Annotated in this window: 19 protein-coding genes; 10 read left to right on the forward strand and 9 right to left on the reverse strand. The window is 37.0% G+C overall.

The window, feature by feature from the left end; translation table 11 throughout:
- Positions 1 to 30 precede the first annotated feature (30 nt).
- The 5 genes from EIB73_RS02780 (at position 31) to EIB73_RS02800 (ending at position 5077) form a co-directional block, all read left to right on the forward strand.
- Entirely contained in the window at positions 31 to 744 is a 714-nt protein-coding gene (locus EIB73_RS02780; RefSeq protein ID WP_125022417.1) for an alpha/beta hydrolase-fold protein, read from the forward strand.
- 54 nt (positions 745 to 798) lie between these two features.
- Complete coding sequence (locus tag EIB73_RS02785; RefSeq protein WP_125022419.1) at positions 799 to 1752, forward strand: ATP-grasp domain-containing protein; 954 nt, start codon at positions 799 to 801, stop codon at positions 1750 to 1752.
- A 54-nt stretch (positions 1753 to 1806) separates the two neighbouring features.
- On the forward strand, positions 1807 to 2913 hold the full coding sequence (locus EIB73_RS02790; protein WP_125022421.1) for a carboxylate-amine ligase: 1107 nt from the start codon (positions 1807 to 1809) through the stop codon (positions 2911 to 2913).
- A 38-nt stretch (positions 2914 to 2951) separates the two neighbouring features.
- Positions 2952 to 3782: a type 1 glutamine amidotransferase gene (locus EIB73_RS02795; protein ID WP_125022423.1), complete on the forward strand. Its 831-nt coding sequence runs from the start codon at positions 2952 to 2954 to the stop codon at positions 3780 to 3782.
- A gap of 110 nt (positions 3783 to 3892) precedes the next feature.
- On the forward strand, positions 3893 to 5077 hold the full coding sequence (locus EIB73_RS02800; RefSeq protein ID WP_125022425.1) for a hypothetical protein: 1185 nt from the start codon (positions 3893 to 3895) through the stop codon (positions 5075 to 5077).
- Positions 5078 to 5086: 9 nt separating this feature from the next.
- On the opposite strand, the gene EIB73_RS02805 is transcribed toward EIB73_RS02800, so the two are convergent.
- The 5 genes from EIB73_RS02805 to EIB73_RS02825 all read right to left on the reverse strand — a co-directional run bounded on the left by EIB73_RS02805 (position 5087) and on the right by EIB73_RS02825 (position 11147).
- Positions 5087 to 6664, reverse strand: a complete 1578-nt coding sequence (locus EIB73_RS02805; RefSeq protein ID WP_125022427.1) for a DHA2 family efflux MFS transporter permease subunit — start codon at positions 6662 to 6664, stop codon at positions 5087 to 5089.
- A 57-nt stretch (positions 6665 to 6721) separates the two neighbouring features.
- Entirely contained in the window at positions 6722 to 7834 is a 1113-nt protein-coding gene (locus EIB73_RS02810; protein ID WP_125022429.1) for an HlyD family secretion protein, read from the reverse strand.
- Positions 7835 to 7865: 31 nt separating this feature from the next.
- The gene (locus EIB73_RS02815) at positions 7866 to 9080 is read right to left on the reverse strand and encodes a TolC family protein (protein ID WP_262706713.1); all 1215 of its coding nucleotides are present in this window, start codon (positions 9078 to 9080) and stop codon (positions 7866 to 7868) included.
- Positions 9081 to 9167: 87 nt separating this feature from the next.
- A complete protein-coding gene (locus EIB73_RS02820; protein WP_125022431.1) occupies positions 9168 to 9785 on the reverse strand; it encodes a TetR/AcrR family transcriptional regulator in 618 nt (205 codons plus the stop codon).
- Between the two features lie 243 nt (positions 9786 to 10028).
- On the reverse strand, positions 10029 to 11147 hold the full coding sequence (locus EIB73_RS02825; protein WP_125022433.1) for a DNA polymerase III subunit: 1119 nt from the start codon (positions 11145 to 11147) through the stop codon (positions 10029 to 10031).
- A 285-nt stretch (positions 11148 to 11432) separates the two neighbouring features.
- Here EIB73_RS02825 and EIB73_RS02830 point away from each other — a divergent pair, with 285 nt between their 5' ends.
- The 5 genes from EIB73_RS02830 to EIB73_RS02850 all read left to right on the forward strand — a co-directional run bounded on the left by EIB73_RS02830 (position 11433) and on the right by EIB73_RS02850 (position 16520).
- The gene (locus tag EIB73_RS02830; RefSeq protein ID WP_125022435.1) at positions 11433 to 12707 is read left to right on the forward strand and encodes a hypothetical protein; all 1275 of its coding nucleotides are present in this window, start codon (positions 11433 to 11435) and stop codon (positions 12705 to 12707) included.
- Between the two features lie 3 nt (positions 12708 to 12710).
- On the forward strand, positions 12711 to 13301 hold the full coding sequence (gene lptC, locus EIB73_RS02835) for an LPS export ABC transporter periplasmic protein LptC (RefSeq protein WP_125022437.1): 591 nt from the start codon (positions 12711 to 12713) through the stop codon (positions 13299 to 13301).
- Between the two features lie 66 nt (positions 13302 to 13367).
- Positions 13368 to 14417, forward strand: a complete 1050-nt coding sequence (locus EIB73_RS02840) for an anhydro-N-acetylmuramic acid kinase (RefSeq protein ID WP_125022439.1) — start codon at positions 13368 to 13370, stop codon at positions 14415 to 14417.
- Positions 14418 to 14443: 26 nt separating this feature from the next.
- On the forward strand, positions 14444 to 15967 hold the full coding sequence (locus tag EIB73_RS02845) for a carbon-nitrogen hydrolase family protein (RefSeq protein ID WP_125022441.1): 1524 nt from the start codon (positions 14444 to 14446) through the stop codon (positions 15965 to 15967).
- 142 nt (positions 15968 to 16109) lie between these two features.
- Positions 16110 to 16520 carry an MliC family protein gene (locus tag EIB73_RS02850; RefSeq protein ID WP_125022443.1) on the forward strand — a complete coding sequence of 137 codons (411 nt, stop codon included), beginning with the start codon at positions 16110 to 16112 and terminating at the stop codon, positions 16518 to 16520.
- Positions 16521 to 16659: 139 nt separating this feature from the next.
- Here the strand turns inward: EIB73_RS02850 and EIB73_RS02855 are convergent, their stop codons facing one another.
- The 4 genes from EIB73_RS02855 to EIB73_RS02870 all read right to left on the reverse strand — a co-directional run bounded on the left by EIB73_RS02855 (position 16660) and on the right by EIB73_RS02870 (position 24166).
- Positions 16660 to 19089, reverse strand: a complete 2430-nt coding sequence (locus EIB73_RS02855; protein WP_125022445.1) for a TonB-dependent receptor plug domain-containing protein — start codon at positions 19087 to 19089, stop codon at positions 16660 to 16662.
- 34 nt (positions 19090 to 19123) lie between these two features.
- On the reverse strand, positions 19124 to 19933 hold the full coding sequence (gene kdsA, locus EIB73_RS02860; protein WP_125022447.1) for a 3-deoxy-8-phosphooctulonate synthase: 810 nt from the start codon (positions 19931 to 19933) through the stop codon (positions 19124 to 19126).
- A gap of 127 nt (positions 19934 to 20060) precedes the next feature.
- The gene (locus EIB73_RS02865) at positions 20061 to 20603 is read right to left on the reverse strand and encodes a DUF1697 domain-containing protein (protein WP_125022449.1); all 543 of its coding nucleotides are present in this window, start codon (positions 20601 to 20603) and stop codon (positions 20061 to 20063) included.
- Between the two features lie 77 nt (positions 20604 to 20680).
- Entirely contained in the window at positions 20681 to 24166 is a 3486-nt protein-coding gene (locus EIB73_RS02870; RefSeq protein WP_125022451.1) for a glycosyltransferase family 117 protein, read from the reverse strand.
- Positions 24167 to 24194 lie beyond the last annotated feature (28 nt).

Consider the following 24194-nt stretch of genomic DNA (forward strand, 5'->3'; position numbering starts at 1 on the left):
AAAACAGAACGAAAACTAATTTACCTTATTATGCCAAGAATTGAGCACACCGATTATTATTCAAATATATTAGGAACTTCTTTAAAAGTAGAAGTAACTGGACATTACGGACATCCGATCATCATGTTCCCGACGTCTCAGGGTCAATATACACAGAATCATGATTTTAAATTAAATGAAAGCATTAATCATTTTATTGATGGGGGAAAAGTAAAACTTTATAATGTGGCGACCATTGATGAATATAGTTTTTATGATAAAAATAGATCTCCTTCAGAAAGGATTAGGAACTACGAAATGTATGTTCAGTTTTTGATTCAGGAATATGTACCTTATATTCAAAAGTTGCATGGTGTTCACCGTGTTGCAGTAGCCGGAGCAAGTTTCGGTGGTTATCACGCGTCAAATTTTGCTTTTAGATTTCCTGATGTGGTGTCGCATCTTTTTTGTCTGTCGGGCGCTTTTTCGATCCGTAATTTCATGGAGGGTTTTAACAGCGAAACCGTTTATTTTAATTGTCCACGCGAGTTTGTTGTGAATGATGAAGCTTGGAAATATCAACACATGCATATCGTTTTGAGCACTTCTGATCAAGATATCTGTTTGGAGCAGACCAAAGAAATGGCTGGTATTTTATCCTCGAAAGGAATCAAATATTGGTATGATGAACAAAAATGGATTAATCACGACTGGCCTCTCTGGCGAATGGTTTTCCCTAAATTCATCGGCCGGTTTTTCTCTTAATTTTAGAACTAATAAAAAAGTTTTAACCCACTTTAATTTAAAAAAATAAATATTATGGCAAAGAAAGTAGGAATTTTATTCGGCATGGAAGATACCTTTCCCTGGGCATTTATCGATAAAGTAAATGAAATGGGAAAAGGAGAAATTGTTGCAGAAGCAGTAATGATCGACAAGTTGGAGCAAGGTGTAGATTACGGTTATGCGGTGATCATTGACCGAATTTCTCAGGACGTTCCCTTTTACAGAGCATATTTAAAAAACGCTGCTTTGAATGGCACGTATGTAATTAATAATCCCTTTTGGTGGAGTGCAGATGAGAAGTTCTTCAATAATGCTTTAATGACAAAATTAGGAATTCCACTTCCGAAAACTGTTTTGTTGCCTTCAAATGACCGCCCGACCAACACCACAGAAACTTCTTTCAGAAACCTCAAATTTCCTCATGACTGGGATTATATTTTTAATTACATCGGATTTCCTGCATATATGAAACCGCACGACGGTGGCGGCTGGAAAAATGTTTATCGTGTAGAAAATGCCGAAGATATGTGGAATAAATTAGGAGAAACAGGACAGTTGGTGATGATGCTTCAGGAAGAAATATTTTTCGAGGATTACTACAGAGTTTACTGTTTGGGTAAAAAATATGTTCACATTATGCCATATGAACCAAGAAATGCTCCTCACTTACGATATGAAACTACCCATAAAACTGAAGGTAAAGACCGGGAGAAACTGCTGAAAATTATTCATGATTACACCATTAAAATGAATGAAGCTTTGGGTTACGACTTCAACACCGTAGAATTTGCGGTAAAAGATGGGATTCCGTACGCCATTGATTTTTGTAATCCGGCGCCTGATGCCGATCGCAATGCAGTGGGAGAAGAAAATTTCGCTTGGATCGTAGAACATGCTGCGAAACTTGCCATTGAAAAAGCAAAAGAATATGTTCCCGGGAAGCCGAATATTTCTTGGGGAAAATTTGTTAAAGATTCCTTTAAGTAGGTCAGTTATTTCTAGAAAGAAATTCGAAAAATCATAATTTAAAAACACAAAGTAATGCATCAGTTTACCATAGGAGTTGAAGAAGAATATCAAATTATCGATGCGGAAACCCGCGATTTGGTGTCGCACGTTTCAAAAATCATTGAAGGCGGAAAAGCCACATTGCATGAAAACTTAAAACATGAAATGCATGAATCTGTGATTGAGATGGAAACCGGGATCTGTCAAAATATCGCCGGCGTTAGAGCGGAATTAGAGGATCTCCGAAAGCGACTGATCAAGGTGGCGCACGAAAATGATTTGCGTGTTTCCGGCGGGGGAACTCATCCTTTTTCGAACTGGAAAGACAATCACATCACGAAAGATGTTCGCTATGATAAAATTATAAGTGATTTGGGTGACGCCGCGCGGTCAAATTTAATTTTTGGGCTCCATGTTCATATTGGGATTCCGAATCGCGAAGAAGGCGTACGAATTCAAAATGTGATGCGATATTTTCTGCCCCATATTTATGCACTTTCCACAAATTCTCCTTTTTGGGTGGGTCGAAATACAGGTTTTAAATCCTACCGTCAAGAAGTTTTTGCAAAATTTCCGCGTACCGGAATTCCAAGTTATTTTAGTTGTGCTGCAGAATTTGATGCCTACATCGATCTAATGATCAGGACCGGAACCATTGATAATGCAAAGAAAATCTGGTGGGATCTGCGTGTTCATCCCTTCTACCCTACAATCGAGTTTCGAATTTGCGATATGCCTTTAAGAATAGACGAAACCGTTTGTCTGGCTGCGATTATGCAAAGTCTTGTTGCAAAAATTTATAAACTCCATGAGCAGAATATGAGTTTTAGAAGCTACCGAAGATTGCTGTTAAATGAAAATAAGTGGCGTGCTTCTAAAGACGGAATTCACGCTCACCTGATTGATTTTGGAAAAGAAACTAGCGTTCCTTATGTTGATTTGTTGAAAGAGCTATTGGAATTTATTGATGATGTGGTTGATGATCTCGATTGTCGCAGTGAGTTAGAATATGCCTGGGAAATTATGAAAAACGGAACCGGTGCCGACCGACAACTCCGAATATTAGAAGAAACAGGTGACCTAAAAGCGGTGGTTGATTATATGATTTCTGAGACCGAATATGGTATCACCTATGAGTAATTGAGATTTCCGTAAATTTGTCCTCAGAAATTAAACGTATGAAAAAGATTAAGATCGCACTGCTGGATATGAATAACAATCATGTAAATCAGGGTATGCGGAATATAAAAGAAATAGCACACCATTTTCAGCAAAATTCTGAGGAAGACGTAACTATTTCTGTCTTTGACGTACGTTATAAAGAAGAAATTCCCAACATTGCCGATTTTGATATTTTTATTTCATCCGGTGGCCCCGGAAATCCTCACAAAGAAGGTTATGCGTGGGAAAGTAAGTACGCTGATTTTTTGGATCAAATTTGGGAACATAACAAGAATGCGGAAAATAAAAAATTCGCTTTTCTGATCTGTCACTCCTTCCAGCTTGCAAGTATTCATTGGCGGTTGGGCAATATCTGTAAAAGAAAATCATATTCCTTTGGTGTCATGCCTATTCATAAAACCCGACAAGGCAAAGAAGATTTTCTGCTGAAGAATTTGCCGGAACCTTTCTATGCAGTAGATTCCAGAGCGTATCAGTTTATAGAACCCAATTACGATAAATTGAAAGAAATGGGAATGTCTGTGGTGGCTTTGGAAAAGGTAAGACCTCACGTTCGACTGGAAAGAGCGGTGATGGCGATACGGTTTTCAGAGGAGATTTTCGGAACACAGTTTCACCCGGAAGCAAACCCTTATGGAATGCTGGAGAATTTAAAAATTGAAAGTAACCGCGATGCCATGATCGAAAATTATGGTGTTGAAAAATACCTGGAAACCGTCGACCGGATGGATGATCCAGATAAAATAGTGTTAACGCAGACTCAAATTTTACCTCGCTTTTTACAACATGCTTCGGAACAGATTGTTAAGAATTTAATGATGGTTTAGAACCCTCTTTTAAATGGTTTCAGTGTACTGTTTTTGCAGAAGTGTTTTTAACTTTATCAATAATGCTGGTTCATGTTAACCAGTGACTATTTTTCAAAAAAAAAATTAAGATGATTCAAAAATACAGAAAACAGTTTAACGCTGAATATTCCGAAGAAAAATATAATAAAGTTAAAGATGAACTTGCCCTAAGAGCAGGGACAGAAGCGCAGTTCAGAATTTCTGAAAGTCCTATCTTTTTAACTAAAGATTTAAAAAACAAGCTCGACCAGGCTTGCAACAGCATCATCTCTCAGATAAAGAACATGTCTGCGGCAGAATTAGATTTGGCAGTTCCCGCTCATTGCCGTGTCCCGAACGACTATCATAAACCACACTTTTTAGCCATAGATTTTGGAATTTGTAAAAATCAAACAACGGGTGAAATCGAACCTCAGTTAATTGAATTGCAGGCATTTCCTACGTTATATGCTTTCCAGGAGGAATATGAAGAAGTGATTTCAGAGATTTTTCCATTCTTAAAAGAACTTCGAACTTCCCTTCCAAAAGATCAATACATTCAATATTTAACGGAAGTTATCGTTGCAGATGAAAAACCCGAAAATGTGGTATTGATGGAAATTTATCCCGAGCGGCAAAAAACAAATATTGACTTTGCTTTTACAGAAAAATATTTAGGAATTGAAACGGTCTGTTTTACAAAAGTCAAAAAACAAGGCAAAAAATTATTTTACGAGAAAAAAGGAAAACTTATACCGATTCACCGGATTTATAACCGTGTTATTTTCGATGAACTGGATCGGATTCCCAATTTAAAATTAGAATTTGATTTTCGTGAAGAAGTTGACGTAACCTGGGTGACACACCCGAATTGGTTCTTTAAGATTTCAAAGTTTATTCTTCCAAAATTAGAACATCCGTATATTCCCAAAAGTTATTTTCTATCAGAATTCCCGACAGATGAAAAATTTGAAAACTTTGTCTTGAAACCACTTTTCTCTTTTGCAGGAAGTGGTGTTAACTTAGATCCAACTCGAGCCGACATTGATGAAATTGAGGATAAAGAAAATTTCATAATGCAACGTAAAGTTTTTTATGAACCTTTATTTGAAGACCCGAATGGTGAGTTTTCGAAATCGGAAATTCGAATGCTCTATCTTTGGAAAGAAGACGAAGAAGACCCATTACTTATGGATAATCTGGCGCGGATGACCAAGGTTGCCATGGCAAATGTCGATTTCAATAAAAAAGATGCCATATGGATTGGCAGCTCCCTCGCCTTCTTTGAAAAGTAATTGTTTATTTTAATGAATACTTCCCAAATCGATAGGTTCTTTGCTTTTCTTTTCTCTTACCAAAAGAACAAAAGGAATACACACCAAGAAAAGAAATCCCAGATACAGGAAAACATCCATGTAGGATAAAACCGTTGCCTGTTTCATAACGGATAGATCCAGTATTTTATAAGCTGCGCCGTGTGCCTGGTCGACACTAAACCCTTTCGCCTGGAAAGAGGCAATTAAACCATTCAATCTTTGCTGAACATCAAAACTGTTGGCATCTAAATGACTAGTTAATGCAACCCGGTGAATGGAAGTTTGATTTGAGATAAAAGTGGTAATCGCGGCAATTCCAAAGGAACCACCGAGCTGTCTCATCATTCCTGTAAACGCAGCACCCTGACCGATTTCCTGACCCTTCAGTGTACTTAAGGCCAAAGACGTAATTGGTATAAAAAGCAATCCTAATCCTGCTCCACGCACAATCAGCATCCAGAAGAAATCAGATTTTCCGGTATCCGGCGTGATAATTTTATATCCCCAAAAACTGTAAGCGAAGAACAGTAACAATCCCAGAGCAACCAAGAGTTGCTGTCTAACTCCTCTTGTTAACAAACGCCCAATAATTGGCATCATGACAGCGGTTGTTAAGGCTGCGGGAATCATTAAGGCTCCCGATTCTAAGGCAGTCCAGCCCAAAACACTCTGCGTGTAAAGCGGAACAATAAATGTTGACCCATACAAACCAAACCCCAGAATAAAGGACATGATGGTACCAAGCCTTAGATTGCCATTCTTCAAGACACGCAGTTCAACGACAGGATATTTGTAACTGAGTTCCCGCCACAGAAAAAGAATAAATCCAATCACAGCGACAATACTGAGATACACAATTACGGGGCTGTCAAACCAGTCATCTTCATGACCTTTTTCTAATATATATTGAAGAGAACCCACGAAAGCAGCGAGCAGCATAATTCCGTACCAGTCTACATCTCTTGCTTTTCGTTTCTCCGCAAATTTTGGACTTCTTACAAATTGTAGAGTCATCAAAGTAGCTGCAATTCCGATTGGAATATTAATGTAAAAAATATACGGCCAACTGAAATTATCAACAATATATCCGCCTAATGGTGGTCCCAAAGTAGGTCCAATAATGACTCCTAACCCATAAATCGCCTGCGCCATACTTCTTTTTGCCAAAGGATAAGATTCTGTAATAATCGTTTGGGACGTCACGAGCAATGCTCCACCACCGATTCCCTGACACAGTCTAAAAAAAACAAGTTCCCAGATATTTGTGGCATTCCCACACAGAAAAGAGAAAATAGTAAATATGATAATAGAAGCCGCAAAATAATTTCGACGGCCAAACTGTTGAGAAAGCCAGCTGGTCATTGGTACAATAATCACATTACCAATGGCATAGGCTGTAATCACCCAACCGACTTCTGATAACGTGGCTCCAAGATTCCCCTTCATCTCATTCAAAGCAACATTTACAATAGTAGAATCCACAATCTCCAGCAAAGCACAGAGAATCGCAGTAATGGTAATGATAACGCGTCTGGCACCGTATTCAACTAATGAATCTTGTTCCATTTTATTAAGTCTGTATTAAGATTTTGGGAAAATGATGTTCTTGCTAAATTGGAATGATCAATTTAAAACAACTGTTGTTTTTACATTCATTCCGGTGCGCAGTTTTTTAGCGATTTCGGGCTTCAGGTTGGTGAAATCAATTCGAACTGGTAATCTTTGAACTACTTTTACAAAATTTCCACTTGCATTATCCGGCGGCAAAATAGAAAATGTAGATCCTGTCGCAGGGGAAAAAGAAGTAACTTTTCCTTCAAATTTTTCTTTCGGAAATGCATCAATTTCTACTTCTACTTTTTGTCCTTCTACCATTTTTGACAGCTGCGTTTCCTTGAAATTGGCAATAATCCATTTTTGATTATCCCGAACCAAACTGAAAAGCTGAGCTCCGGCCTGAACAAACTGTCCTTTTTGTGTAGAAATTTTAGAAACGTTCCCATCCTCCGGCGCTAAAATTACAGTGTAGGAAAGATTCAACTTTGCATTTTCTACATCAACTTCCCGTTGTTTTACCATAGAATTTGCAACACCAATTTGTTGGGAACTGGCTTCTGTTTGAGAATTTACAATTCCCGTTTGTTGGGAAGCTTGGTTTCGCTGATCCACCAAAACCTGTAGCTGTCGGTCTGCAGTTTGTTTTGCAGCAAGCGCAGTTTCGTATAGCTGTTGCGTAATGGTGTGATCCTGCACCAAGTTTGCATATCTTTTGAGATCCTGGGTTGTTCTCCACACATTTACTTTCGCTGCTTCAATTTGTGCATTTGCAGTTGCAATTGCAGCCTTGGTTGAGTTAATATTTTGGGAAGCTGCTCTGGTCGAAGCAATCGAAGTTTGTACGTTGCTTTTTGCTGTTCCTAACGCTGCAATTGCTTGCTCCAAGAGCATTTTCTGATCCCGATTATCAAGAATAATGAGCGTATCTCCTTTCTTAACAAATTGATTGTCAGTTACTTTTACTTCCGCAACATAGCCTGAAATTTTAGAAATAACAGGACTCATATTAGACGCGATTTGTGCATCGTCCGTTTCTTCATGAGTTAAACCATAGGAATAAATTCGGTACCCAAAAAATCCTCCTACGAGTAATACCGTTGCTAAAATGATAGGAAAGACAAGTGATTTTTTCTTTTTTGTTTCAGGAAAAAGTTCCGGTTGATCTGTAGTATTATCCATTGTATTGTTGTTCTGTTAATATTGTTATGGTTTATTTTGCGGTTAAAATGCCGGAACTTTGTAAGAGTTTTCGATAAGCCAGTTCTGCGTCTGCTTTTGCGTTAACCACATTTACGTTCGCCGTCATTTGTGCAGCATCTGCATCCAATAACTCTGTGATTGTCGACAAACCATTATCGTATTTATTTTTTGTTACGCGGAAGTTTTCATTTGCCTGATCAGCTGCCTTTTCGTACACCAAAATCTTCTTCTTTGCAAACTGCGCGGTCTGATAATCTCTGTTTACTTCCAGTTTAATTTGATCAGTTAATAGTTCCCGGGTGGCTGTAAGTCTTTTGTCGGTGGCGGTTGCACGCATCAGACTTGAATTTTTCTTCCAAAGATTGTCGATATTATATTGAATACCTACGCCAATATTTGCAGCATTCAGGACGGTTAAAATTTTAGGAATTTCCGCAGCAACATAACCTCCAGTTAAAGCTATCGTAGGTAAATTTTCTGCTTTTGCAGATTTTATATTTAATTCTGAAGCTTTCTGTTGATAATCAATCGACTGCAGATCGGTACGAAGTGAAAATGCTTTTTCTACATAATATGAAGCCGGCTGATTTTCCATTAAATCTGAAATATAATTATCATCAATTTCTAATACCGTATTTTCCGGCAGACCCAATAATAAATCCATATTGATGGTTGCGATGCTGTAATTATTATACGCATCTAAAAGTTGCAGCTCGACATTTGAAGTTTTCAAATTGGCTTTCAACTTATCATTTCTGGCAATAATTCCATTATCTTCTAATTTTTGATAAGACAAATCTCTTTTTTGAGAAGAAGCTAAATTATCTTCCAGCACTTTAATCTGCTGACTTGCTTTAAACAGACTATTATAAGCCTGGGCAATATTATATTCTATGGCAAGTCGATCATTTTCGGTACTCAACTTTGCGGCAGTGACGAGATATTCTGCGGATTGAATTCCGTATTTTATTCTGCCACCCGTAAACAGAGGTAACGATGCCGAAACATTTCCATAAAAGGCAGAATTGGCTTTTGGGGTTTGTCTCCCACCTTCCGTAGAAGGTTGAGAAATCTTCAAATCCACTTTAGCATTTGCCAGCGCCAAAGCACTTCCGGAAACTTTCAGGCTGGGCAATCTGTTGTTTTTTGCTTCCAGATAATTGGCTGTAGCTTCCTGAATTTTTGCTTCGTCAATTATTAAATTTTTAGAATTTTGAGTTCCCAAAGCAATGGCTTCCTCCAGCGTAAGCTTCTTTACCGTCTGCTTTTTATCATAGGAATCATTCCCAAAAAGACAAAAATAAAAGCCGATTTATTTATTTTCTTCATAACCTAAAAGATGTTTTAAAATAGTTTGAATATGAATTTTTATTTCTTCGAAGTATTGGATTTCATAATCGTCATCACCTTCGAAAAATTCTTGGTACACCGGAAGCGTATTTAAAGCGGTGAAAATGGTGCCCGACACCGTGGAATGAACAAATTCAAGTCGTGGATTCTTTGTGAAAATTTTGCGTTCAATTCCCTTTTTAATCAACTCCTCATAAATGCCGAGAAATTTCTTTTTAGACTGTTTCAAAAACTCATAAATCACAGGATTTCTATTAACCAACTGTTCACGCTGCATAATCAGATAAAAAGGCTTCAGGTTCTTTACGCGGTCTGCGTATCGGTTCATTACCAAAACCATTTTTTCCCATTCATCTAAAGTATTGTTCGCAATTACATCTTCGCTAAAACTTAAACTTTCATTCATTCTAAATTCGAAAAGCTTCTCATATAATTTTTCTTTAGAACCAAAATAATAGGAAATCATCGAAATATTAACGTTGGCCTCTTTTGCTATCTCTCTAATGGAAGTTCCTGCGAAGCCTTTTTCTGCAAAGAGTATTTCAGCACTTCGCAAAAGGTTTTCTTCTTTAGAAATCATAATTGTAATTTTTGAGGGTGTAAAATTAAATTAAAATCAGACAACAATCAAACGTTTGATTGATTTTTTTTCGCAAAAGCCTCTCCTCTATTTTTAAAGATGGTTAGTTTACAATTGGCTGCTGGTATTTTAAAGGGCACTTTTAAACTTCACAACATTCAACACCGGAATGATATATAACTTATTTGATAAGGTTGTGAATAAGTATCATTAATAAGAAAACCACCGCGCTGGTGGTTCTTATTATATTGATTTGTGTAGATATCTCGACAGTTTAATTCCTAAATCAGTCCAGATAATTTTTGCATTTCCATTTCTTTCCAAATGATAATCGGCTTCGGAGATTTCTTCTAAAATCGCTTCTATATTTGCACCGTGAATAAATTTCGAAAAGCTGTCCCATTTAAAACCACCCGTTTCAATTTTTTTATACACCAAAAGGTCATTTCCGTAATTCTGGAGTAAGGCCAAACGAAACATCTCTGAACAATATTCGAGGAAACTCTTTTGTTTTTCCCTGTTAAAATGGGCGATTTTTCGGCTCCATAAAACGATATTTTTCAAGAACTCCGGTTTTTTCTTTACCTGAAAAGCTTCACGCACCCACATTACAAACAGTTCTTCAAACTCGGCATCTGAGTTTTCCGTCTGCAATAATTTTTGTGTGGTATTATAATTTCCCTGTGCCTGAAAAATAATGGATTTTATTTTTTCTTCGTCAACTTTTTTATTTGACCTGAGAAACTCCGACAGATCTTCGTCTCCAATTCGCGGAATTTCTACGATTTGCGTGCGCGACAGTATTGTTTGCAACATCAAGTTCGTATTGTCCGCTGTTAAAATGATGTAGGTGTTTTTCGGTGGTTCCTCTAAAAACTTCAGAAATTTATTCGCCGCATCAGTATTCATTTTATCAGCTTGCCAGACAATTAATATCTTACTGCCGCCTTCAAAACTTTTAAGGGCAAATTTTTTATTGATTTCATCAACTTCTTCGGCGTAAATGGTCAATTGTTTATTTTCAGATTCCAGAGTTGCACTCCAGTCTTCGCTGTTGGAATATGGATTTGCGAGCAGCATTTCCCGAAATTCTGGAAAGAAAGCTGCACTTAGTCCCTTTTTATCTACTTTAAAGACAGGAAAACTAAAATGCAGATCCAAATGATTGAGATGATCAACTTTTGAACAGGACGCTTCATTTTCCTTTCTTAAAATTTCTTTTGCAAAAGCCATTGCCAAGGGAAGCGTTCCGTAACCGTCTTTGCCGACAAATAATTGCGCATGACTCACCCTTCCATTATCAATGCTTTCCTGCAAAATATTTTTTAAATGCTGATGACCTACGATCTGTTCCCAATTCATGCCTCAAAGATAAATATTTTTATCAAAATTTATGGCTTAAAAATAGCGGCAAATCTCGTTTCTGTGTCTTCCAGATTTTTTATTTTGATAGTTAAAATGATGTTTCGTCTGATTATATTGAAAAGATCTTTTTTAGAACTATTGTTTATTAAAGAAATTTCAATGTTCTTTTATACAGATGTGGAGGAAGAAATCCATTTAAGAAGCTTAACAAACTTTAACCAAACTTACTTTCGTAGTTCAGTAATATTTAGGATATTTGCGCATTATTTTTAAAAATAGAGAATGAAAAGATTTTTTGTATTACCACTCATCGCGGCCGGCTTTTTTCTGAATGCGCAAACAATTGGTAATTCTCCTTACGCTGCTTTTGGAATTGGAGATGTGAAGTATGATAATACAGCTGATATCAATGCCATGGGTGGTATTTCTACCGCATATATTTGGGATTTCAACAATAATTTTAATTTTAGCAATCCCGCTGCAAATAAAAACTTAGAATTAACAACTTTGAAAATTGAAGGTTCGAATGAGAATAATTTCTTCAAATCAAATGTTGATGATATGAGTTCTACCAAACATTCAAGTTACCTTTCTAACCTTACGATCGCTTTTCCTATTTCAAGTAAAATTAAATTTGGAATGGGATATCAACCGTACAGTTCGAAAAAATACGCGGTGCTGAGTTCGAGAGAAACTGAAGGTGGCAATACACAACAGAGTATTTTTAGAGGAGAAGGAACTTTGAGTACCGTACAGGCTGCTTTAGGTTATCAAATTACGCCGGAATTTGCATTGGGTCTTCGCTCTAACTTTTATTTCGGAAATCTGTATGACATCAACGAGTTAACTTTTTCTAACGCAGAACTAATTAACGGATACGAAACTAAAAATAAGATCAAAACTTTTAATTTCACGTTGGGTACTGCTTATCAGAAAAAGCTGCAAAACGATAGAAAATTGACTTTGGGAGCGACGTACACTTTTGGGAATACCGGTCAAATGGAAACAAATTATGTAAACAGTACTTATTATTATACTCCGGGACAAACCAAAAATAACATCAGCGTTATTGAAGAAAAATTCAGTGAAGATAAAAATCTTATCCCAATGGAATTGTCTGTGGGAGCTGGGTACGGAAGAGACGCAAAATGGTTTGTAGGAACACAGTTTGATTATAAAAAAGGAGAAACTATTCAATTTTTAGGTCAGCCTTTTTCAAATGAAAACTCTTACAAAATTTCAGCTGGAGGTTGGTATTTACCGAATTACAACAACTTTAGAAATTACTTTTCCCGCGTAACTTATCGTTATGGAGCGTATTATGAAAAAGGAAATTTAGCTTTTAACGGCACAAATATTAATCAGTTTGCAGTTACAGGTGGTGTTTCTTTACCATTTGAAAACAGAAGTGCAAGCAGAATGAGCGGTATTGATTTAGGAATTGAATTGGGTAAAAGAGGAACATTGGACAATAATCTGATTCGTCAGAATTTTGTAAACTTAAAAATCGGAATTAATTTCGCAGATAAATGGTTTACTAAACGTCTTTATGATTAAAAGATGAACGTCTTTAGAACAATAAAAATTAAAAATATAGCCGCCTTTTTGGGTTGTGCTATATTTTTTGCTTTGACCTCATGTGAAGAAGATCTTGCCAAGATCAATAAAAACAAAAATACCAATTTCCCATCGCAGATTATTAATAATGCCAATATCGTACAGCGGGATTCGGGAATGATCAAATTGCGCGCTACTGCTCCACTCATTGAGAAGTACGAATATATTGATTCTCCTTATATAGTCGCCAGAAAAGGAATTAATATTCTCTTTTACGATAAAAAGAAACCTGATGCTCCGGGTAAAATCTCAGCTAAATTTGCTAAGTTTAATGAGAAGAAAAAATTCTACGAGGCCAAAGGAAACGTTAAAATAATCAGCAATGAAAATCAGATGTTTGCAATGCAATCGGTTTATTGGGATCAAGTCAAGAAAACAATCTCTACTAAAGACACGGTTTATGTTACTGATAAAGACGGATCTACGCTGGTTGGTGCGAACGGAATGATCGCCAAGGATGACTTTTCGGAATATACGTTCTATAATAATTCCGGTGATATTAATGCGCAAAAGATTCCGGAGAAAGGGCAATAATTCGCTCTTCTTAAATTTGAAGTAATTTTTTAGCAACAATTCTTACACTTAAGAAAATTTGATCTCATGATTTTTCACGCTTTAGGATTAATGTCAGGAACAAGTCTGGATGGATTGGATATTTGCCATGCGTCTTTTCAAAAAGATGATCTGGGTCAATGGCAATTCAGAATTTTAAATGCTTCTACTTTTCCTTATACTGAAGTCTGGGAAAATCGCCTTCGAAATGCAACTCGGTTATCGGCGGAAGAACTCTATGAACTTAATTCGGACTATGGTTTTTATCTGGGTGAAAAAGCAAATGAGTTTATCAAAGAATATTCTTTAAAAAATATCGATTTAATAGCTTCCCACGGACATACGGTTTTTCATCAGCCTCAAAAAAAATTTACCGTTCAAACTGGTGACGGTCGTGCGATTAAACTTTTAACGAAGCTTCCCGTGGTTTATGATTTCAGAAGTCAGGATGTTTTGATGGGTGGCAACGGAGCGCCTTTAGTGCCGATCGGTGACGAATTACTGTTTTCTGAGTACGATGCTTGTCTAAATATTGGTGGATTTTCTAACATCTCCTTTAAAGAAAATGGTCATAGGATCGCCTTCGATATTTGTCCCGTGAATATCGTTTTAAATCATTTTGCCAAAAAGGTCGGAAAAGATTTCGATGAAAATGGCAATCTTGCCCGAACCGGAAAAGTAGATCATGCGCTGTTATCAAAACTGAATTCCTTACCATTTTATCAGGAGAAACCGCCCAAATCATTAGGAATGGAATGGGTAGCTGAAAATATTTTACCACATTTAGAAAATGAAAATTCAATAGATGTCTTAGCGACATTTACAGAACATGCTGCGATTCAGGTTGCAGAAGTTTTAAATCGAAATGCAATTCAGAAAATAGTATTTACAGGTGGCGGCACTTACAATACCTATTTTTTGGAAAGAATAAAAACAAAGACCGAAACCCAAATTATCGTTCCCGAGGAGGAGATTATTAACTTTAAAGAAGCTCTGATCTTCGCTTTCATGGGCGTTTTGCGTGTGAACAATGAAATTAATATATTGTCTTCAGCAACCGGAAGTTCAGAGAATCACTGTTCCGGAATTGTGATATAAAAAAACTTTAATATAAATACATAGAGATGCAAATAGATATTAGAAATTTAGCCCTTTCAGATTACGACGAACTGCGGGAAACCATGCTCAAAGCGTATCCTACAATGTCGGAAAGTATTTGGTCTAAAAAAAGCATTCAGAAACTCATTAAAATTTTTCCTGACGGTCAAATCTGCATCACCGTTGATGAAAAAATTGCGGCGGTTTGTCTCTCCCTTAAAGTGCAGTATGAACTCTTCGGAGATGATCATACGTATAAAGAAATTACCGGGAACTACACTTTTAACACCCATTCTGATACCGGAAATGTCTTATACGGAATTGAAATTTTTGTAGATCCGGAATTCAGAGAATTACGTCTGGCGCGCAGATTATATGATGCCAGAAAAGAACTCTGTGAAAAACTAAATTTAAAATCAATTGTAGTAGGTGGCAGAATTCCTCACTATCACTTACACAGTGCCGAATTAACGCCCCGCCAATATATTCAGCAAGTTCGCAAGAAAGAAATTTATGACCCCGTTTTAAGTTTTCAGCTCGCGAATAATTTCTTACCGGTGCGGGTTCTCAAAAATTACTTGCCTGAAGATTTACATTCCGAAGAAAATGCAGTTTTGCTGCAGTGGAACAATATTTACTATAGCAAAAAGCCGAATACCATGCAGGATTCGGTCATTCGTCTTGGATTAATTCAGTGGCAAATGCGCCATTTTAAAGACCTCGAAGCTTTTTATGAACAGGTAGAATTTTTTGTAAATGTAATGGCAGATTACAAATCAGATTTCATTATGTTCCCCGAATTCTTCAATACGCCTCTACTCGCTCCTTTCAATGACCTTAATGAAAGAGACAGTATGTTTAAACTGGCGGAACTCACAGAGGAAATTAAGAATAAACTATCTCAGTTAGCCATCGCTTACAACATTAATATTATTGGTGGAAGTATGCCTTATGTAGAGAATGAGGAGTTGTACAACATCAGTTATTTACTGCACCGAGACGGAAAAATTGATGAACACCGCAAGGTTCACATTACGCCGAATGAAAGAAAATATTATGGAATGAAAGGTGGCGACCAAATTAAAGTCATCGATACCGATTGTGGAAAAGTAGGACTTGTAATTTGTTATGACGTAGAATTTCCGGAGTTACCAAGACTTCTAGCGGATCAGGGAATGAAAATTTTATTTGTTCCTTACCTTACCGATACGCAAAATGCTTATATGCGTGTTCGAAACTGTGCATCTGCACGTGCCATTGAAAATGAGTGTTATGTTGCCATTGCAGGCTGTGTGGGCAACTTGCCGGGAGTAAATAATATGGATATTCAGTACGGACAGGCTGCGGTTTTCACGCCATCTGATTTTGCATTCCCTTCAAATGCAATTAAAGGAGAAGCGACTCCAAATACAGAAAGTACTTTAATTGTAGATGTCGATTTAAATTTGCTGAAAGAACTGCATCATTACGGCGCCGTAAGAACAATGAGTGACCGTAGAAAAGATCTGTACGACACCATTTCGCATCACCCAGAAAGTGATTTAGAGTAAATAATAATCCTACCACTTTTTTAAGTTGTGGGATTTTAAAAAGGATAGATAAAGAACTAAATAAATTAATGAAATCAGAGTTCCATATCTGTTTGTGGCATAACTTTTGCAAAAATGTCACCTAAATCTAAATATTTTAAAGATGAACATCAAACTTTTATTACCCGTTTTAGCATTATCATTAACCGTAGCTTCTTGCTCTAAAGAAAAAACAGAATCCACTTCAATGGACACTACTGTTGACAGTATGGCGTTACCGGCGCAAGATTCTGCAATGACGGAAACAATGCCGATGGATTCTATGCAGGCAGTTACTCCTGTTAACTATGTAAGTAACGACGGAAAAACAACCTTCACCCTTACTCCTGATACAGGCAACGGAACGGTAGTTGTAAAAAATGAAACCGACGGTAAAACCTACAATATGAAACAAGAAGTTTCAGGAAGTGGAGAAAAATATGTTGATGAGAACGGATACTATTTCATCGGTCACCAAGGTGAGTTTTACTTTGGAAAAGACGGTAAAGATTTGGTAACAGGTAAAATGAAATAATTTATCCTACATAAATTTTTAAAAGGCGATCTGAAAAGATTGCCTTTTTTTGTACTCAAATTAGTTAGAGTTAAATTATAAAACAAATGCCGACTATTAAAATAATCGGCATTTTTTATAGAGGAAACGAAGCAAGTCGTTACAGCTTAAACTCAAGTTTTACATTAAAAAATCGACCCGTCAACCGAACAGGAACCGGATAATTATAACCTGTATTCACATCATTTACCCACTGATTAGCAACGGTATTATTGATATTAAAGGCATTGAAAATCTGAACACCTAATGTAAGTTCATTAAAATTGCCCCAGAAACCACCGTTCACTTTATTGTCTTTTTGATCGATGAATACTTTAGACAATCCAATATCAACTCTTTTGTAGGAAGGCAAAGTCCGCTGAAATTTATAAGGTGCTTCGAAATCCGGTTTACCATTCATATCCAAAGAAATCGGTGTTCCCGAAGGTAATCCGTTTGCGTACACCAATGTTAAATTCACACGCATTGATGGAAACTTGGGCATATAATCCTGGTAAAACATAGAGAATCTGAAACGTGGATCTGTTGGTCTTGGAATATCACCTCTTCCTTCAATATTTTCATAAACCCGGGCATAACTTGCGGAAATCCAGGAATCAACTCCCGGTACAAATTCACCGAATAAGCGAGTATCAACCCCGTACGCATATCCTTCCGCATTATTTTCACCCGCATATCTGATTCGTACATTATCCAAATAATAAGGGATCAGATCATCCATTTTCTTAAAGTACGCTTCCGTGGTTAATTTAAAAGGACGGTCCACCATTCTGAATTCATAGTCGTTTGCCAAAATAATCTGCATGGAACGCTGCGACTTTATGTTGGGATTAAAATTTCCGTCCACGTCCTTAATTTCTTTGTAGAAAGGTGCCTGGTAATACACACCGCCCGAAACTTTGAATAACATATCCATGTCCCAATTAGGTTTAATGGCGATTTGCGCACGGGGCGAAATAATTGTTTCATCGTTAAAATCCCAATGAGCTGCACGAATCCCGGCATTTACAAAAACTCTGTTCTCCCCCCAGTAAAATTTCTTGGAATACTGCGCATAGGCAGACAATCGCGTCGGCTGAATGTGATTAGCTCCCGAAATATGATAGCGCAAACGCAGTTGCGAAGGATCCAAAGTTCCTGGATCAACATAATTTCTTGGCGTGCTGTATCCAAGGGAATCGACCAATTGCCATTCGTTCGTAAAATCTTTTAAATTTTCTTTTTCGAATTTTAGACCAACTTCAAAATCGGTATTTACATCAGGTGAATATTTGGTTTTAAACTGAGTTCCATAAGTTTTTACCATCAAATCATTTCTTGCATGATCGATTTGTCCGCCTACATCATAAGAAGTAATTGGCGCACCGGTAATTGGATCAAAGGTTTGTAACGCATAGGCCGAAGCGATGGAATAATACTCACGCTCCCGGTTTTGATAGGCAAAATTATCGAGAGAAAAGCTCCATTTTTTATTGGGTTTAAAATTGACGGAAGCGGTGCCCATCATATTTTTATACTGATCATCTTCGGTTCCATTATAAAAAACACTCAGTTTTAAAGGACTTTGCAAAGTTCCGAACTCCACTTCCTTTACTTTTGGCACCATTTCATAATCGTTCTTGCTCCAGTAACCGATAAAAGAAACGTCCCACTTTTCATTTAATTTATAATTAATGTAGGTTTGAAGATCCATGTATTGCGGATTAAAATCCGTGTCTTCATTCAAAGTGTTTAAAACCAGATTGGTATTCCGGTAACGACCGGAAATCATAGCAGACAGTTTCTTATCCTTTGAGGCAAAACCTGTCGTAAGTCTGCCACCAATTAAACTTGCTTCTCCGGAAAGTTCAAATTTCGTCGGTTGTCGGTAATAAATATTTAAAGAAGACGACATTTTATCACCATATTTTGCTTCAAAACCGCCGGCAGAAAAGTTAATCGACTGCACCATATCCGGATTGATAATACTGAGTCCTTCCTGCAAAGAGTTTCTAATTAAAAAAGGACGGTAGATTTCAATATCGTTAATGTAAATGAGGTTTTCGTCATAATTTCCACCACGAACCATATACTGGGAAGAAAGCTCGGCGTTGGAATTTACAGATGGTAAAGTTTTCAATAGTCCTTCAACACCGCCTGAAAGTGAGGCGACCTGCTGCGCTTCTTTCGTAGAAATCTCCATTGAAGTAAGATCCGTTACTTTAGGCTTTCCTTTTTTCTGAAAAACAACTTCCTGTATCTGTGTTTCGCGCTGTGTATTCACAAACAGAACATTTACATTCTGAGTTTTTGGTGTGGGTCTGATATTTTTACTAAAGCCTCTGAAATTTTCTTTCTGTACAGATAATTGCTGCTCAGAATCGGCCAAAATAATTTTGACGAAACCATTATCATCCGTAGTGAAATTTTGATTGTTGTAAAAAACATTGGCCTGAGAAACAGGTTTTCCGTCTTCGTCTAAAACTTTAAGATTAATTTGCGAAAACGCAAACGCAGGCATTACTGAAAGGAGTAAAAGAATTTTTTTCAAGGTAAAAAATTTAGATTTTAAAGATAACAAAAAATTACAGAATCGCTTCCCGCACCCGCGTTAATTTCTGCAGTAGATCTTCGAGTTTATCCAGACGCAGCATGTTGGCACCATCTGAAAGTGCACAGCTTGGATCGGGGTGTGTTTCTATAAAAAGCCCATCGGCTCCTACAGCGATTCCGGCTTTGGCAATCGTTTCGATGAGTTCCGGTCTTCCACCGGTTACGCCCGAACTTTGATTCGGTTGTTGCAGGGAATGTGTAACATCTAAGATCACCGGCGCATAATTTCTCATGGTTGGAATACCACGGAAATCAACCACCAAATCGGTGTATCCAAAAGAATTTCCCCTTTCTATAATTGCGGTTTTTGGATTGCCTGAATCGTTCACTTTCTGAACTGCAAACTGCATGGATTCCGGAGAAAGGAACTGTCCTTTTTTCAGACTCACACATTTTCCTGTCTTTGCAGCGGCAATCAATAGATCGGTTTGTCGAACTAAAAATGCCGGGATTTGAAGAACATCAACATATTGAGCTGCCAAAGCGGCGTGTTCATTTTCATGAATATCAGTAGTGGTCGGAATATTAAAAGTCTCTCCTACTTTTCTCAGAATTTCCAAAGATTTTTCTTCGCCAATGGTGGTAAAAGAATCGACTCTGCTTCGGTTGGCTTTTTTGAAACTCCCTTTAAAAATATAGGGAATATTATATTTGTTCGTGATTTCAACAATTTTTTCTGCAATATTTAAAGCCATTTCTTCGCCTTCGATAATGCAAGGTCCGGCAATCAGGAAAAAGTTTTTTGAATCTTTGTGATGAATATTTTCTAAGTATTGAATCATTGATTTATTTTTAATAGTAATTAACGATGTTTACAAAAATACGGATTTTTTCGGCGAAATATCTGATTAATTTTAGCTTAAATACACCGGTTATGCTGCTTAGAAAACGATATTATTACCGCTTCTATTATTCACTCCAGTTATTAAATTTGGTTGCTATTTTTTCGATCGTATTTATATTTCTTGAAGTCATTTTATCTTTCAATGCCTTCCTTCCTAATATTTTTCCAAAATCTGAATCCAACGTATTTCCTTTGGTGATTTGCCAATAGAAAACATCGTCCACAATTTCGCCTTTTTCATTTTCTATTTTTAAAGTTGATTCGAATTCTTCTAAAAGTATTTCAGCTACATCTTTTTGTCCAATAAAAGTATAAACATGAAAATCGTCTAATTTTCTGAAAGGATTTCGGGAAATAATATCACCTAGTTCTTTTTCAGATTTGATGAAAAGAACAGCTTCATAATTAAAATAGTCGGAAAGGTATTTTTCTAAAATAATTTTTAATTCAGAAGGCTCTTTTTCCGAAGTGAATAAAATATTACCCGTGGCTAAAACTGAGGAAACATTTTCAACTCCGGCTTTTGAAAACACATTACAAACTTCAGCCATTTTCATCGCAGTTCCTTTCACATTTACGCCCCGAAGAAATGCACAGTATTTCATCATTTTTATTAATTGTTAAATATAAAAAAAGAGCAACTTTACAATTGCTCTTTTCTTTATTATTTATTTAAATAAGTTAATTACTGCGTCGCTTTGATGATCGCTGTCGTAATTTGATTTTCTTTTTCTTTTGCATAAGTGGAATCATAAGGATTCATGATGTCGAACAAATAGGTATAGAAAGGCGTAATTTGCTGTACATTTTCCGCTTCATTATAGGCTTTCTCTTTTCCCATGGTCTTCAAATCTTTAATAAAAGCATTAAATTTTTTATCAATAGGTTCCACAGATTTTACCAGATAATCATATCCTTTATCTTTTTGTCCAATTTTGGAGTAAGCATCACTTACTGCACCTACGACCAAGGAATATTCCATAGGTTTTGCACGCATCTGTCTTCCTGCAAAACGTTGCTCTTTTGGGGTAAGACTTAAATAATATTCATATTCAGTAAAGATGCCTTTCTTCAGTTCTTCTGCCAGTTTCAAGCCTTTCTGTTCCTGTCCGGCCACGATATATCCATAAACCATGGAGCTTAATGAACGGGGATCATTATACTTCTGTACCGGAATTTCGCGGGAAGCTAAATCTAAAATTTCAACGGCCTTCTGTTTCTGCCCTGATAATGATAATGCTTCTGCTGCACGACTCGCTGAACTTCTATAACTTACAATATTTTGAGTACACGTTTCATCAAAATGAACCTTTAGATCTTTGAAATTCCCCCATTTATAATTTTTAACAATATTATAAAGCGAGTTCGCATCTACTCTACCCATTTCACCGTCTTCGCGCTCTTTGGTTTCAATAGGAACCAAACGATAGCTAAAACCGTCGAATTGTAAATAATCGCTTAAATAGAATAAATTTTCGGGATCATAAACGCCTCCGGAAGAGAAATTGATCGGTCGTTTCCAGTCGAAATTTGCTAAGATATCTAACAGCAGCAAGTTGTTTTTGAACATGCTTGTGCTTTTATAATCAATGGTGATCTGGTCTACGGTATTTGCCAAATCTTTTGCTTCTATGGTTCCTGCTTTTAACGCATTCTCTTTATTAACCGGTAAGACGAATTTTGAAACAGGTAAGAAATTAAATTTCTCATATTTTGCTTCCCCAAAAATCATTTTCAAAATTTCATCTTTATTATCAGATTTCATTTTGATAAAGTTGACCGCTTCTTTCATGGTCATAGAATCCTGCGTCAGATATTTTCTGAATTCTGCAAAAGAAGTATCCGGTGCTCCCTGATCTTTCAGGTTCGCGAAGATATTTTCCCAGTCTTTTGTGCTCATCAAAAAGATTTGATCATTCGTCCCATCCCGATAATCTTCATGTTTAAAAACGGAAGGTACCGGTTGTGAATTATAAGTACGTCTTTTAACTTGGTCTATGTTCCAAGGAGTTGAAAGCAGGGTGAAATTCACCACTTTCACATCGTCGCGCAGACCCGAGGTTTCCTGCATTCCCCAAATTGGATAGGTGTCATTATCGCCGTATACAAAAAGAATATCATCTTTCGGTAAAGATTTCAGGGTGGAATACGCGTAATCGTAAGCAGCGTATCTTCCACTTCTGTCGTGGGTATTGTAATTCTGAAAGCCCATCATTAAAGATATTCCTAAAAGAATAACTCCGGCTACAATATTTAAAGAGTTCGATTTTACTTTTTCCTGCAGATACCAAAGCAATGCTCCGGCACCCAATCCGATCCAAATAGCGAAGGCATAGAATGAACCGACCATTGCGTAATCCCGCTCCCGAACTTCAAACGGCTTTACTCCCGTGTAGAAAACGATACCCACACTAGTAATTATAAATAAGGATAAGATGGCGTAGAATCGTCCAAAATCTCTGTTCAGTTGAAAGAAGAATCCGATCAGTCCTAATAATAATGGCAAAAAGAAAAAGGCAACGGTACTTTCATTCTTAAATTTTGCCGGCATCTTCGATTGATCGCCATATAAAGCATTATCAATAAACGATATTCCGGAGATCCAGTTTCCACGGTTGTTTTCCATGTTTCCTTCCAGATCGTTTTGTCTTCCGACGAAGTTCCACATTAAATATCTTACAAAGTAATATCCGTTTTGGAAGGTGAAAAAATAATCTAAATTCTGTGCCAGTGACGGTCTTTGAACATTGATTAAATTGTAGCCTTTAACCTGCAAATAATCGGCGGCCTTGATGGTGCCCTCTTCGTATTTCTTTCGTAAATCATCAAATATTTTGATGGCTTCGGGATTGTCTGCAACATCTGCATTGGCATAATTAAAGGTAAAATCCGGAGCTCCATACATAGAAATGTAATTTTCCATCACCCCTTTATCTTCATTAAACATTCTCGGCAGAATACTTACATGATCTTTATTGAAAACATAATTAAAACGCTCTCCTACTTTTCTGTAGGTTCCGGCGTTCTCATCTTTCTCATAAACATCGCCGGTTTTCTTAGTTTTAAAACTTCCATCTTCATTTTTTTGAATACCGTTCGCATCCAAATATGCGGTGTAGTTTTGTCCGTAAGAGGTTGGCCAGTCTCCGTACTGTTCACGATTATAATAATCCAGCATGCCAATCGCATTATCGGGATTATTTAAGTTCATAGGAGGATTTGCATTTGCACGGATCGGAATAACCATCCAGCAAGAAAATCCGATCATCATATAAACAACAGACAAAACAGCCGTCTGGTAAATGTTCTTCGCACTTTTTCGGGCGTACTTCAAAGCGTAATAACAAAGTGCAATTAAAATAATAAATGCCACGATGGTTCCCGAATGGAATGGCAGACCTAAGCCATTTACTGCAAAAATTTCAAGTCTTCCGAAGAGGGTCATTATTAAAGGGAATATTCCTTTAAATACAATAGCCAAAATAACTAAGGTAATTACGTTTGCCCAAAGGAAGCTTTTCCAGGAAAATTCGTAATTTCTTGTATAATAAATAAAGCAAATAGCTGGGATTACTAACATACACATCATGTGTACTCCCACTGATAAACCTGCTACAAAGAATATAAGGATAATCCATCTTTCGTTGTCCGGTGCATGGAATTCATTTTCCCACTTGGTGATCAACCACAGCAAAAGAGCAATGAACATGGAAGCCATTGAATATACTTCCCCTTCCACAGCAGAAAACCAGAACGTATCGGAGAAAGTAAAACAGAGCGCACCGATGACTCCTGCAAAAAGAATGGAAATCTCTTGATGTTTAGTTACTTCACTGAAATCTTTATGAAGCAATCTTCGGACAAGATGCGTGATGGTCCAAAAAAGAAACAGAATCGTAAACGCACTGAAAAGCGCCGACATGGCATTGATTACCACAGAATAGTTTTCTCCGTTCCCAAAAGCGAAAACTGCAGCTACAGCGCCCACCAATTGAAATAGTGCTGCACCCGGAGCGTGCGTTACTTCCAGTTTTACTGCCGAAGAAATATATTCCCCACAATCCCAGAAGCTAAAGTTCGGTTCTATGGTTGATAAATAAGTAAAAAATGCAATAACGAAAACACCCCAACCTAAAATGGTGTTCCACTGTTTAAAAGACCAATTTTTCATATTAAAATTTCAATGTTGCGAAAATAAG

Source organism: Kaistella carnis (assembly GCF_003860585.1).
Lineage (GTDB): Bacteria > Bacteroidota > Bacteroidia > Flavobacteriales > Weeksellaceae > Kaistella > Kaistella carnis.

Coding starts and splice junctions, on each gene's coding strand:
- EIB73_RS02780 (WP_125022417.1), top strand. CDS start 31: ATGCCAAGAATTGAGCACACCGATTATTATTCAAATATATTAGGAACT.
- EIB73_RS02785 (WP_125022419.1), top strand. CDS start 799: ATGGCAAAGAAAGTAGGAATTTTATTCGGCATGGAAGATACCTTTCCC.
- EIB73_RS02790 (WP_125022421.1), top strand. CDS start 1,807: ATGCATCAGTTTACCATAGGAGTTGAAGAAGAATATCAAATTATCGAT.
- EIB73_RS02795 (WP_125022423.1), top strand. CDS start 2,952: ATGAAAAAGATTAAGATCGCACTGCTGGATATGAATAACAATCATGTA.
- EIB73_RS02800 (WP_125022425.1), top strand. CDS start 3,893: ATGATTCAAAAATACAGAAAACAGTTTAACGCTGAATATTCCGAAGAA.
- EIB73_RS02805 (WP_125022427.1), bottom strand. CDS start 6,664: ATGGAACAAGATTCATTAGTTGAATACGGTGCCAGACGCGTTATCATT.
- EIB73_RS02810 (WP_125022429.1), bottom strand. CDS start 7,834: ATGGATAATACTACAGATCAACCGGAACTTTTTCCTGAAACAAAAAAG.
- EIB73_RS02820 (WP_125022431.1), bottom strand. CDS start 9,785: ATGATTTCTAAAGAAGAAAACCTTTTGCGAAGTGCTGAAATACTCTTT.
- EIB73_RS02825 (WP_125022433.1), bottom strand. CDS start 11,147: ATGAATTGGGAACAGATCGTAGGTCATCAGCATTTAAAAAATATTTTG.
- EIB73_RS02830 (WP_125022435.1), top strand. CDS start 11,433: ATGAAAAGATTTTTTGTATTACCACTCATCGCGGCCGGCTTTTTTCTG.
- lptC (WP_125022437.1), top strand. CDS start 12,711: ATGAACGTCTTTAGAACAATAAAAATTAAAAATATAGCCGCCTTTTTG.
- EIB73_RS02840 (WP_125022439.1), top strand. CDS start 13,368: ATGATTTTTCACGCTTTAGGATTAATGTCAGGAACAAGTCTGGATGGA.
- EIB73_RS02845 (WP_125022441.1), top strand. CDS start 14,444: ATGCAAATAGATATTAGAAATTTAGCCCTTTCAGATTACGACGAACTG.
- EIB73_RS02850 (WP_125022443.1), top strand. CDS start 16,110: ATGAACATCAAACTTTTATTACCCGTTTTAGCATTATCATTAACCGTA.
- kdsA (WP_125022447.1), bottom strand. CDS start 19,933: ATGATTCAATACTTAGAAAATATTCATCACAAAGATTCAAAAAACTTT.
- EIB73_RS02865 (WP_125022449.1), bottom strand. CDS start 20,603: ATGATGAAATACTGTGCATTTCTTCGGGGCGTAAATGTGAAAGGAACT.
- EIB73_RS02870 (WP_125022451.1), bottom strand. CDS start 24,166: ATGAAAAATTGGTCTTTTAAACAGTGGAACACCATTTTAGGTTGGGGT.